This window comes from Bradyrhizobium sp. dw_411, assembly GCF_018449695.1.
GTDB lineage: Bacteria > Pseudomonadota > Alphaproteobacteria > Rhizobiales > Xanthobacteraceae > Bradyrhizobium.
In genome coordinates, this window is record NZ_JAAVUY010000008.1 from 50,076 (window position 1) to 62,433 (window position 12,358).

Genomic DNA, 12,358 nt, shown 5'->3' on the forward strand with positions numbered 1-12,358 from the left:
GGCGCTCGATCATTCAATTCCGGCGCTTGGCGCGCGAACGCCGGTGAAACGCAACGGTAGACGAACTTTGGCCCGATGTGATGTACAGTTTGTGCCAATCTGCAGCGACGACGTTTCCAGCCTTAACGTAGAATGTCGTCCATCGATCAATAGATCGATCCAATGCGTTTCGTTGTATTTGAAAATGCAACGGAAATTCTTCGGCGGCGTTTGAGACGATTGCAGCGAGATTTGTCGCAGCATCATCGCGCGCTTTTTGCCGCAGGGACCAAAGCGGTTGTTGCCGTTCCGAACTTGTGCCTAGACTGAGAAGGCAGTGAGGTAAAATCACGCTCGATCGTTCGGGCTGGTTTGACCGCACGACAATCAACTGGGAAACATCGCAACTGGAAAGCATCGCAACTCGAAAGCATCGCAACTGGAGAGCAACGCCATGACTATCGCGAAAAACACATCCAGCATTGGCGTCGTCACCGCAACACTTATGCTCGCTCTGATGTCGAGCAGCCAGGCGCAGGTACCGCTATCGGCCTATACGGACGCAAATGGTTATATCGATGTTCAAGCCCTCACCTGCGCGCAGCTTGCGGGCACGTTCCAGGAAGACGCGGACTATCTCGCCTCGTGGTACAGCGGCTGGTATAACGGACTGGCGAAGAAACATTTTGCGCATATTACGCGCGCCAAATCCGGCGAGCATCAGGTGATCGTCTATTGCAAGCAACACCCGGAAGTTAAGGTTATTCAAGCCATCGATGTGTTGCTGAAAAACGAAAAATAGAACTTTCGGCCGCCGCAAAATTTGCAAGCGCGCCAATTTGGCGGCGGCCAGCAAGCCGGCGGCGATCTCTTCAGCCTCCTCCACCCGCCGACGCCGCGCGCGCGGAACGCACATCGAGGCGCTCTCCGTCCGGCTTGCTGATGTAGAGATGGCCCTCCAGCACGGATTGCATGTTCTCGAACATCGCATAGAGATCGTCGCAATAGACCGAGGGATTGTCGTAACCGTTAGCCTTGGAAAAACGATGCGGAAGATAGCCGCCGCCGCAGGCGTTCATGAATTTGCACTGCCGGCAGGTTTCGCAAAGACGGATCGAGGCATCGCGGGCGGCTTGCCAGCGCGGCTCGTTCCTGACCTCGTCGATTGCATGCTCGAAAATATTGAATTTCGTATGCGTGGAGCCGTCGCCGGCAATCCGCAGCACATCATGGGCCTCCACCGAGCCGTCGGTCATGACGGTGCAGAGCTCGATCGGCTTGTGACCGACGCCCTCGGTCGGTGAATTATTGCCGAGCAGAGCGGTGATCATGTCGCCGATGATGCGGATGTTGGCGGTGGGCTCGCTGCGGTTGGCCGCCAGCCACAGATCGAACAGGCCATTATAGAACGCGGCGACCGATGGCGGGGTCTCATCCACCGTCGCGTCGGGGATCATGATGTCGTAATTGGCAATGCCGCATTTGGCGAAGAACGCGACATATTGCTCGGGCGAAAAAGCTGGATTGCAGACCGCCAGGGCGCTGACGCCGATATCGCGCGATACCAGCATGCGGGCGGCCTTTTCCGCCGCAGCGTGGGTGCCGGTGCCCTGAAACGTCCGGCGGTTGATATCGTGGATATGCGCCGGCCCATCCAGGCTGATCGCGACCGAAATGTGGCGCGACTCGAAACAATCGAGCCATTCCTCATCGATCAAGACCCCATTGGTGGTCACCGCGATCGGGATGTCGCAGCCGGTTCGAAACGATATGGCTTCGCAGGCTTCGGCTATCAGGTGGAAATTCTCTACTCCCCAAAGCAGCGGCTCGCCGCCGTGCAGAATGATGGGAAAATCGACCAGGCCATGCTGGATGACGTGCTCCTCGATGCGCTGCAACAGCCGATGCAGCACGTCGGCGCCCATGAGCTTGGGCTTGTTATATACGGCGGCGTCGCGGAACCAATAACAATAGGAGCAATCGATATTGCATCGCGCGGCGACCTTCACGAGCAACTGCGAGATCGGCTGATCCTGGAAGGCCAAAACGTTGGGATCGTCAGCCGGCATGCCGATACCTGATGATATCCGAGGGATGACCGAACGATGTAAAGCTAATACGCCCGGACGAAGCCTCCCCTGCGGAATCCGCCGCCGCCGCCATAATACCCGGCTTTGCGAAAGCCGCCGCCATATCCGCCGCGCACAAATCCGCCGCGCCGGAAATAGACCTGCGTTATTGCGTCATCTTGTCCGCGCAGATCGCTCAGCAACGCGTTGATCCCTTGATGATCGCTCTGAAGCGAGGCGCCAGGCCCATGCAGTTGCAGGACGCTCGCTAAAACCTTCAGCGTGGTGATCGGCATGATTATGCTCCTTTTGACGCAGAAACAGAGCTGTACGATGCGATGTTGCGTCGCGGTAAGCGTGCAAACATTCTCAGGGCGCGCGATAGCTAAGTCCCGACGCTGTGCGCGCGAACGTCAGGGATGTCGGATCGTAGACCAACTCGGCGCCGATGTGATGTGCAGTTTGTGCCAATCTGCATGACCTGCTTTGCCACAATTGTGAGCCGTAACGGACGATGTCTTCAATCGATCAATAGATCGATCCGGAAAATCCTTGCGCTCGCAATTCGACACAAATACTTCGATACCGATTTTGGAAATCGAAAAGATGTTTTGCAGCAACAACATCGCGCGCATTTTGCCGCAGGGGACAAAACGGGTTGGTGTCGCCTCAAAGTTGTGGCTAGACTGGCTGGGCTGTTGATTGCGATTTGCGTGTGATCGCTTCCTTAGGGAAGATCGACGATGCGTCATGGTGTGAATGCAGCCCTTGTCGCCGGTGCGATATTTTTGTCGCCCGGAGGAGTTGCGCTCGCGGCCGAAGGCGGCATCGGCGATTACCTGCTGGGTTCGCGCGGTCCGGGCGCCGGCATCACGCCGCCCCCCGGCCTCTACTTCCAGGACGACACGTATTTCTATGACGGCAAGCTCAGCGGCGGACGCTCGCTGCCGACCGGGGGATTGCTGGTCGCAAACCTCTCTTCGCAGACCTGGCTCAACCTGCCGACCACGCTCTGGATAACCCCTGCCAAAGTATTCGGCGGCGATGTCGGCGTGTCCCTGACCACGCCGTTCGGTGCGCCGCGCATCAATGCCAGTCTGCTGGTGAACTCGCCGCGGTTCGGGCCGATCGGCGTCAGCGCCACCGACGACCAGACCAACGTCAGCGATTTCTTTCTGAATTCGTTTATCGGCTGGCATGCCGGCAATTTTCACTGGCAGGTTGGCGTCGGCGGGATCATTCCGTCCGGCACCTATGTCCCCGGTCAATTGTCCAACGCATCTTTGAACCGGCCCGCGATCGATGTGTTCAGCACCTTCACCTGGCTTGACCCCCGCATCGGCTGGGACCTCTCGGCTGCGGTGGGCGTGACCCTCAATCAGACCAATACCGCCACCAACTACACGACCGGCGACGAATTCCACCTCGAATGGGCCGCGACCAAATACATCACCAAGCAATTCACCATTGGTCTCGTCGGTTACTACTATCAGCAATTCACGCCCGACAGCGGGTCCGGCGCCACGCTCGGCCCTTTCGAGGGACGCGTCGTCGCGCTCGGCGGATCGCTCGGCTACACGTTCGAGGCCGGCAAGCTGCCGATCTCGACACGCATCAAGGTCTTCAGGGAATTTGACGCAGTGAACCGCCAGGAAGGCACCGTGAGCTATTTTACCGTGTCGCTACCGCTGGCGATCGACGCCAGCAGCCAGCCTATGCCCGACAAGCCGATCAAGACAAAATTCTAGGAGACATTAAAAAAATACCCGCAGCTCGACGTCGTTGTGAGGGCATCTCGCTAGATACCGGACCATCGCCCGTTCTCACAACTCTGCCGAAGTGACCGCATCACGGGGGGGTCTGTTCGATGAGCGAACATATTTCGGTGCAAACGCGCAGCATCGACAGTTTTGAGGAAATCGACGATTCGATTCGCGGCGCGCACATCGAGACCGTGCAGCTCGAGCGCGGACGCCTGCGCGGACATCTCACCCATATGTCGGTCGGGGGTTTACCGGTCGCAGCCGGCGCGTTTTCCATCGGCCTGCGGGCCAGGGGCGTGTTGAGCGACGATCGGGTCACGATCGCCGTGCTGACGGGCGCAACCGGACGCGTGACGCAATGGTCCTACGAAACGCGTCCCGCGGATGTCCTGGTCATGCCGGCGGGCGTCGATCACGATGCACGGTTCTATAGCGGCGCGTCCTATGCCGTCATTTCGCTCGATCAGGCCGACATCGACGCGGCCTTTGCGACCGAGCCACGGCTACGGGAGCTCGGCACTTGGCCGAAGCGGCATTTCCGCGCCGAGAAGCATGGCGGCGAGTATGTCATTCGTCGCCTGCGTGACATTATCGCGCGCCTCGCGGCTCCTGACGTGAAATGGAATGCCGACGCCGCCGAATTCTGGAAGCAATCGATCATCGGGACAATGACGACGACAATTCTCGCCAGCACGCCGTCGGAGCTCGATGGACCCCTGCTGTCGGCAAAGCGGATCGTGCGCAAGGTCGAGGACTACATTGAAGCGGCCGGATCGAAACCGGTCCACATTTCCGAACTGTGCAGGGAGGTTCACGTGTCTCGCCGGACGCTGCACCGCGCTTTCTATGAGGCTGTTGGCATCGGGCCGGTCGCCTTTCTGCGCTGCCGGCGGCTGTGTTCTGTCCATTCAATCTTGCGCGCCAGCGATCCGGCGACGACAACGATCGCAGATGTGGCGATGCAGCAAGGCTTCCTGAATCTCGGCAGGTTTTCCGGCTACTACCGGTCGCTGTTCGACGAATCCCCGTCCCGGACCCTGGCGGGATTCGACCGCCCGACGCCCCGGTGCGGCGATAGCCCGCAAATTCAGCGCGCGCTTCCCGATAGCGCAGAGATCAGGCCGGAGTGGCGGCAGGCCCTCACCCACATCGGCGCTCCAGAGCAGCCTTGACGTCAAGAATACTCGCTTTGGTTGCAAATCAGACCGTACTGTTGTGAGCGTATTCATCCGGAATTGAAAATGATCCGTCCGGATCGGCCTGGCTACGGCAATAGTACGCACGACTGTCGTATTCAGGAGCCGCCTGCGCAGCGCCGGGTTTTCCAATTGACAATTTATAGTTGTAAGTTCTAATTCAGTCTAAAATCGTCGCTTTGGTATTTACCCGAATATTACCGAGATAAATTTTTTGCTCGCTTTGTGAAACAGATCGCAATCTGGATTCACCAAGCCCCTTATTGATGAGCTGCAGATTCCGCTGGCACCCGAAACGGGATAACGATCATGCGCGATGTCAATCTGTTCGCCCTTGGACTCACAACTGCAATCAGCCTGATGGTGCTGGCTGATATGCCGACCCCGGCACTGGCGCAAACGCCGGCCGCATCGCCCCCTCCGAAAATAACACCGCTCACGCCGAGCCTGAAATGCGATCCCGTCCCCCTGACGGATCCGTTCAAGGGCAAGCTCGCCGGCCCGGAGCTTCCCCCGGGGATCATCCCGGTGAGCGAAACAGACAAAGCCAATATCCTGTCGCTCGATCTACCCTGCCAGGACAGAGCCGTCCCGAGCGGACTTGAGGATATCGGGCTGGATAATTTGCAGCGCACCTTCGATTTCTATTCGTGGCGCACATTCCTGGCGCTGAATTCACCCGCCGATGGCACGACTACCATTGATCATTCGCAGCCCGACACGCCGACGCGTTGGGAGGCGATGGATAATTTCAAGCAACTGCTCGATGTCATGCTGCCCGCCAACATGCAGCCGCCGAAATGGCCGGCCGACAAGGCGGGAATGGCAGCCGAACGCGAGCGGCTGATCCCGGAGGAGTGCCGCGCGCTGCATCAGCAGATGCCGGACCGGATGATCGTCAAGATGATCGAGGAGAGTTTCAACGAGCCGTTCAAGACCGGCCCCTTGATCGACCAGCAGGGACATTACGCCATCTTCGACATCCTGATGAACCGGCAGATGTTCGACTACATCATGCTGCATCATCTCAACACCAAGGCCGGGCAGATGAGCGCGGCCAATCTGGTCGTCGATTTCCCGCCCGGCGACAATGCCAGCAGTGCTCTTGGCGCCTTCATGCTCAAGGTGTCCTGGAAGATTCTGGTGCCGCAGGAGATCGACGCGAAGAACTTCCACATGGTGAAAGCGCTGGTGTTGATGCCGCCGGGCGATCCGAAGGTAAAGCGGCCGTGCCTGCCGGAGACCCTGGGGCTGATCGGCTATCATGCCGTACATAAGACCACGAGCCGCCCGCAATGGATATGGACCTCGTTCGAACACGAGAAGAATGTGCCGGACAAGGATGAAGTCGCGGCCAAGGCATTCAACGGCCCCTACAATTTCTTCAGCATCAGTTGCAAGGATTGCCCGGCCGCGAACGCCACGCCGCCGCGACCATGGGATCCCGATCCGGCGCTGCAGCTCAAATTCCGAAAGGACGACTCGTTCAAGAGCCAGATCGTTCGCGAGACCCCGCTGACCGATGCGGCCAGGCACATGAACGCGATCTTTCACGACATCATCAAGGGCACGGTGTGGGAGCATTACATCCTGCTCAGCACGCAATGGCCGAGCAACTTTGGATGCACATCGCTTCATTCCGCCAATTTCGGCACACCGGCGCCCAAGACCGATTTCGTCAAGCAGCCGGACATGACCTGCTCGCCGGCACCGACGTTCTTCGCCAACTCCACATTGGAAACCTACAGCCAGGGAAATATCCCGCTGGCTTCATCGAGCTGCATCGCCTGTCACGGCAATGCGGTGAGCTTCCAGACCGGCGCATCCAATCAAAGACTGGGGCAAATGCGTCTCAACCAGTCGGATTTCACTTTCATCCTGGAAAAGGCGCAGTAGGCCCGAGTTTCACAAGGCCGAATTGAACAGGAATCGCCAAGGGAATCGCTGAGGAGATCGTCATGAGCACGTCAACGTATCACGAGCGCAGTTCAGCCACATCAAACGCGACCAGTCCTGAACAGGCCGGTGATGTATCCCGGCGCACACTGCTCGCCGGAACCGCCGCGGCGACGGCGGTGGCCGCCGTCGGTCCGATCGCCGGCACCGCCCACGCACAGGGCGCAGACATCAATTCGAAAAAAGACATGATGGCGTTTCTCGCACTTTCGTCCGCGCTCACAGGCGTTCGCCTCGCGGTGCTGGCGCCGGAATTCACACAAAACAAAACCAGTTTCCTGGACTCCGATCCCGGCGTCGACCCGATCCAGGTCAAGAACAACTACTTCGCGTTTGTGAATAACAAGGACGCCGCGACATTCGGCAAATTGCTGCAGATCGCCAGGGATCACGACCAATCGCCGCAGGATATCATCGCCGGCGTGAACGCCGCGGACGATACCAAATTCCTGGCGCGCAGCATCGTTTTGATGTGGTACCTCGGCTCCTGGTACGATCCAAAGCTGTTGCAAGGCAACGCCGCGCCGGGAACCGCAGCCTTCATCCCTTCCGAAGTCGTCTCCGCGACGGGCTATACGCAAGGGCTGGTCTGGCAAATCGCGCGGGCCCATCCGATGGGCTACAGCAATTTGCAGTTCGGCTACTGGTCCCGCGAACCGGACGATCCGAACGATCCGGCTGACCGGTCGAATGTCGGCGTCATCACGCAAACGATTCCCTGAGGAGCCCGTCAATTTAGGAGCCAGTCATTTTAGGAGCTAGTCATGGCCGAGTGCATCACATGCGATGTCGCAATCGTCGGGTCCGGTTTTGCCGGCGCGATCATCGCCAATGAATTGAGCCAGAAGGGTATCAGTGTCGTTATCCTGGAAGCCGGGGCCGGCGTTCCGCCGAATATCAACGACTACATGAAGACCTTCTACAACGCTTCCGCCAAGGTGCCGGAGAGTCCGTTTCCTCCCAAGTTGAAGCAGAACGACACCGACAAGGACCTGATTGATCCCTTACACGTGGCGGCCGGCAGACCGACGGTGCTCAGCCTCGGCGCGGACACCTGGCAAAAGCCCGAACAAAGCTATCTCGTTCAGAAAGGGCCGAAGCCTTTCACCAGCACCTATGAGCGCGTTGCCGGCGGCACGTCTCATTGGCTCGGCACTTCGCTGCGGTTCGTGCCGTCGGATTTCACGATGAAATCGAGCTACGGCAAGAACCAGCCGAACTTTCCGCTCCCGGATTGGCCGAAAGCCATCACCTCGCAATCCCTGAGTCCGATTTACGCCCGGGCCGAAGCCGAGCTCGGTGTTTCGGCCGACGTAAAGGAGCAGAGCTTTCTCGGGATCGATTTTCCCAAGGGCTACAGTTACCCGATGCCGAAGATTCCGCCTTCGCTGCTCGATCAGCGAATCGGCGACGCGCTGGCGCAATTGAACGAGAACGAGACAAAGTTCCTCGAAATGGGAAAGCCGGTCACCGAGGTCAAGGTGAGAAGCCTGCCGGCGGCGCGCAATTCGCAGCCGTACCGAAATCGCCGCGCCTGCGCCGGCAATACCAACTGCATTCCGATCTGTCCGATCCAGGCCAAATATGACCCGACCATCACGCTGAACGAAGCCACCAACCGGGGCGCGCGGCTGATCGATCACGCGGTCGCCAGCGAGATCGTCGTCACGAACGATCGCATCAGCGAAATCAAATTTATCACCTATCAGGACGAAGCCGGACCCAAAACCGGCGAAAGCTGCGTCAAGGCCAGGATCTTTGTCATCGCCGCCAATGCAATCGAAACGCCGCGGCTGTTGCTGATGTCGAAGAACAACGGCCGCACTGCCAGGGGGGTCGCCAACAGCAGCGACATGGTCGGCCGCAATCTGATGGATCATCCTTATTACGTGGCCTGGGCGCTGCTGCCGCCGAATGCCAAGCCGGTGTTCCCCTATCGCGGCCCGCTGATCACCTCGGGCATCGGCGACCTCTGCGACGGCCCGTTCCGCGCCAAGCGTGCGGCCTTCCGGGTCGATATCGGCAATGAGGGCTGGAATTATGTGATCGCGGGCGGCGCGAACGGCGCCGACCCACACGTCACGACGGTGGATTTCGTCAACGGCATGAACTCGAGCGGCCTCAATGTGCAGGATTTCAGCCAGATCAGGAGCAACAGCGCATTGCTCGGCCCGGATCTAGCCCACAAACTGAATGACCTGATCACCCGCCAGCTTCGAATCGGATTCCTGGTCGAGCAGACGCCCGATCCCAACAACCGGGTGACGCTATCGGCGAAATTCACCGATGCGCTGGGACTGCTGCGTCCGGAGATTTCCTACGATATTTCCGACTATACCAAGCAGGGCATCGTCGCCGCATTCAAGATGAAGAATTTGATCTTCAACAAATTGGGCGCAAAGGATTTTACCGTGCGGGCCGCGGGCGATCCCACCGGATTCGACGAAGTGATCGACGGCAAGCCGGTCCAACTCGCCTATGGCGGCGCCGGCCACATCATGGGCACCTACCGGATGGGCGACAATCCCAGGACGTCGGTGGTCGATTCGTTCCAGCGCACGCACGATCACAACAATCTGTATCTGGTCGGCAGCGGCACATTTCCAACCGGCGGCACAGCCAATCCGACGCTGACGCTCTCGGCGCTGGCGATGCGGACCGCCGACAGCATCGCCGTCGACCTCAAGTCGCACGGCTAGGGGCGTTCGTACGGCGATCATGTTCCGACGGCAAGTCGACGAATTGTATCAACGCCTCCCACGGCATCACGGGCGGAGAAGGATATGACGCGCACTGACTGGTTCCGAAAACCGCTGATCGCCACCTGCGCCGTCGCCGCGCTGTTGCTGGGGCCGGGTCCCGCCGGTGCCGGCGGCACCTGCCCGGTGCCGGCGGCTGATCACCTTCCCGCCGTCCCGCCGGGGCCGCTCAATATCGGCACCATCAAGCCTCTGCTGCTCGATTATCACGCGAAGTTTTATAATGACGATGTCGCGGCGGTGTTCGATTCAGCGCAGAAATTCATGGAACAGAACGCGGCCCAGTCGAAGCGGCCTGTGATTGTGCTCGATATCGACGAGACGTCGCTGACCAACTGGCCGAATCTGGCGGCCGACGATTTTGGTTTCGTCGCGGGCGGCACCTGCGACGTGCTGCCGGCGGGCCCGTGCGGCTTCAATCAATGGATTTTCAAGTCGAGCGCCGAAGCGATCGGGCCGGCCTTGAAACTGTTCAAGGCGGCGAAGCTCATCGGCGTCGGGGTGATCTTCATCACCGGCCGCCCCGACAGCCAGCGCGACGCGACCGTCATCAATCTCGAGCATGCCGGGTTTGACGGATGGACCGAGCTTCGAACGCGGCCCGACCGGGACACCCGGACCGTGCAGGCGTACAAGATGGACGAGCGCATCGCGGTCGAGAGAGAGCCGGAGGGCTACACCATCCTCGCCAACATCGGCGACCAGATCAGCGACATCGACGGCGGCCACGGCGGCTGCACCTTCAAGGTGCCCAACCCGTTTTATTTCATTCCGTGAGATGGCGGCAGCGGCCCGGTGTTTCAATTCGTTCACGCACCGGGCGAGCCGTTAGCGCAACGGCAGCGCATTTTGTAACTACAGTTTACTTGACTATTTCGTAAATCGTAGCTACAAATAAATTATGAAGATCGTATGGGATGAGCCCAAGCGCCTCGCCAACCTCATAAAGCATGGCTTGGACTTCGCCGATCTCAACGAAACGTTCTTCGACAATGCCCTGGTGATTCCGTCCCATAACGCCAGCAAGCGTTGGGTAGCTGTCGGCATCAATATCCGCGGCGTTATCGTTGTCGTATTTGCCCGGCTCGGACGTGAGGGTGTGAGCGTCATCAGCATGCGGCCCGCAAGCCGGAATGAAAGGAAGCTCTATGCCGAACGCTAAAAAAACTGGCTACAGCAAAAAGAATTTGCGCGATGTCAGTGACAATCCGGAACTGACGAAAGCGGATTTTGCTCGTGCGAAGCCGTTCGCGGAAGTTTTTCCCGATCTCGCCGCCTCGATTCGAAAGGGACGCGGTCCGAATAAATCTCCGACAAAAAAGCTGGTGTCGTTGCGACTTAGCCCTGAGGTGATTGAACACTTCAAATCGACAGGGGCCGGCTGGCAGTCGCGGATCGATGAGACCTTGCGTAAGGCTGTCAAACGCAAGGCCTCTTGATCGGAAACGCGACGGAAGTCGAATCCTTCAGTTCTGCACCGGTATATTGCGCGCGTTGGTTTCCTTGCCGTCCACGATCTTGACCACATGCGTGGTCAAGAGCGGATCGCCCTTCTCGTCGAACCTGAAGGGACCGCGGGTACTCTCGAAGCTGATCTTGGCGAGTGCATCGCGCACCGCCGCACGATCGGACTTGCCGGCGGCTTCGACCGCCATGATCGCCATGGTGATGGAATCATAGGCTTCGGCCGCATAGGCGTCCGGCACCCTGCCATAGGCTTTCTGGAATTTGGCGATGAAGGCCTTGGCCGCCGGGATATCGGCCGCTGTCGCCACACTGAAATGCGTGGTGAAGTAAATGCCATCGGTCGCGGCGCCGCCGAGTTCGACGAATTTCGGCGTGGCGATGCCGTCCGAACCGAACCGGATCAGGTTCAATCCGCTCTGGGCGTATTGCTTGGCGACCAGAGCAGCTTCGGTGTAGCGCGACCATTCCACCATCGCCTGCGCCGGGCTCGCCTTGATGCGGCCGAGCTGCGCGGTGAAATCGATATCGCCACGGGTGTAGCGCTCCTCGGCGACGATATCGAAGTTATATTTTGAGCCCGCCAGCTTGAAAGCCTCGAAGCCGCCGCGGCCGAAATCGTCATTGACGTAGAGGAAGGCGAATTTGGTTACCTTGGGAAATTTCTCGTGGATGAAGTCCACGAGGTCGGCGACCAGTTTGGTGTCAGGCACCGGCGAGCGGAACACCCATTTATTGCCCTGCGTCGTGATGCGCTGCGCGGTGCCGGCGACCACGATCTGCGGCGTCTCGGACTGGCGGCTCACCTGCGAAGACGCGAGACTAGCGGGGCTGGAGATGCTGCCCACATTGATCAGCACTTCATCGCGCGAAATCAGCCGTTTGATCACATTGACGGCCTCCTCGGGCTTGCCATTATCATCGGCGAACACCGGCTCGATCTTCTCGCCGCGAATGCCGCCGGCAGCGTTCTTTTCCGCAACCGCGAGATTGACCGAATCTTTTTCGGCGGAGCCCATCGCGGCGGCGTCGCCGCTCATGGGACCGAACACGCCGATCTTGATCGTGTCGGCGGCTGCGATCTGAACCGAAGCCGCGATCATCAGGGCGGCGACACAGACGCCGCTCAAAGTTCGAAAGCGCATTTTCATCTCCTTTTGGTTCGGGACCTG

12 protein-coding genes are annotated in these 12,358 nt (G+C 59.1%); 9 read left to right on the top strand and 3 right to left on the bottom strand.

Features of this window, described 5'->3' with window-relative positions:
- The first annotated feature begins 433 nt into the window (after nucleotides 1-433).
- The gene (locus HB676_RS15270) at nucleotides 434-781 is read left to right on the top strand and encodes an HdeA/HdeB family chaperone (RefSeq protein WP_213738657.1); all 348 of its coding nucleotides are present in this window, start codon (nucleotides 434-436) and stop codon (nucleotides 779-781) included.
- 70 nt (nucleotides 782-851) lie between these two features.
- On the opposite strand, the gene HB676_RS15275 is transcribed toward HB676_RS15270, so the two are convergent.
- Entirely contained in the window at nucleotides 852-2,048 is a 1,197-nt protein-coding gene (locus HB676_RS15275) for a radical SAM protein (RefSeq protein ID WP_213738658.1), read from the bottom strand.
- Nucleotides 2,049-2,092: 44 nt separating this feature from the next.
- Complete coding sequence (locus HB676_RS15280) at nucleotides 2,093-2,344, bottom strand: hypothetical protein (protein WP_213738659.1); 252 nt, start codon at nucleotides 2,342-2,344, stop codon at nucleotides 2,093-2,095.
- A 447-nt stretch (nucleotides 2,345-2,791) separates the two neighbouring features.
- On the opposite strand from HB676_RS15280, the gene HB676_RS15285 reads away from it, so the two are divergent.
- The 8 genes from HB676_RS15285 (at nucleotide 2,792) to HB676_RS15320 (ending at nucleotide 11,161) form a co-directional block, all read left to right on the top strand.
- On the top strand, nucleotides 2,792-3,796 hold the full coding sequence (locus tag HB676_RS15285) for a transporter (protein ID WP_213738660.1): 1,005 nt from the start codon (nucleotides 2,792-2,794) through the stop codon (nucleotides 3,794-3,796).
- A 119-nt stretch (nucleotides 3,797-3,915) separates the two neighbouring features.
- On the top strand, nucleotides 3,916-4,983 hold the full coding sequence (locus tag HB676_RS15290) for a helix-turn-helix domain-containing protein (protein ID WP_213738661.1): 1,068 nt from the start codon (nucleotides 3,916-3,918) through the stop codon (nucleotides 4,981-4,983).
- A gap of 333 nt (nucleotides 4,984-5,316) precedes the next feature.
- A complete protein-coding gene (locus HB676_RS15295) occupies nucleotides 5,317-6,903 on the top strand; it encodes a hypothetical protein (RefSeq protein ID WP_213738662.1) in 1,587 nt (528 codons plus the stop codon).
- Nucleotides 6,904-6,965: 62 nt separating this feature from the next.
- Nucleotides 6,966-7,685 carry a hypothetical protein gene (locus HB676_RS15300; protein ID WP_213738663.1) on the top strand — a complete coding sequence of 240 codons (720 nt, stop codon included), beginning with the start codon at nucleotides 6,966-6,968 and terminating at the stop codon, nucleotides 7,683-7,685.
- Nucleotides 7,686-7,727: 42 nt separating this feature from the next.
- Nucleotides 7,728-9,662: a GMC family oxidoreductase gene (locus HB676_RS15305; RefSeq protein ID WP_213738664.1), complete on the top strand. Its 1,935-nt coding sequence runs from the start codon at nucleotides 7,728-7,730 to the stop codon at nucleotides 9,660-9,662.
- A gap of 84 nt (nucleotides 9,663-9,746) precedes the next feature.
- A complete protein-coding gene (locus HB676_RS15310; RefSeq protein WP_213738665.1) occupies nucleotides 9,747-10,499 on the top strand; it encodes an HAD family acid phosphatase in 753 nt (250 codons plus the stop codon).
- Nucleotides 10,500-10,623: 124 nt separating this feature from the next.
- The gene (locus tag HB676_RS15315; RefSeq protein WP_213738666.1) at nucleotides 10,624-10,884 is read left to right on the top strand and encodes a BrnT family toxin; all 261 of its coding nucleotides are present in this window, start codon (nucleotides 10,624-10,626) and stop codon (nucleotides 10,882-10,884) included.
- The gene (locus HB676_RS15320) at nucleotides 10,871-11,161 is read left to right on the top strand and encodes a BrnA antitoxin family protein (RefSeq protein ID WP_213738667.1); all 291 of its coding nucleotides are present in this window, start codon (nucleotides 10,871-10,873) and stop codon (nucleotides 11,159-11,161) included. Before HB676_RS15315 ends, HB676_RS15320 begins: the two co-directional genes overlap by 14 nt.
- 27 nt (nucleotides 11,162-11,188) lie before the next feature.
- Here HB676_RS15320 and HB676_RS15325 read toward each other — a convergent pair whose 3' ends face one another.
- Nucleotides 11,189-12,331, bottom strand: a complete 1,143-nt coding sequence (locus HB676_RS15325; protein WP_213738668.1) for an ABC transporter substrate-binding protein — start codon at nucleotides 12,329-12,331, stop codon at nucleotides 11,189-11,191.
- Nucleotides 12,332-12,358: the final 27 nt, after the last annotated feature.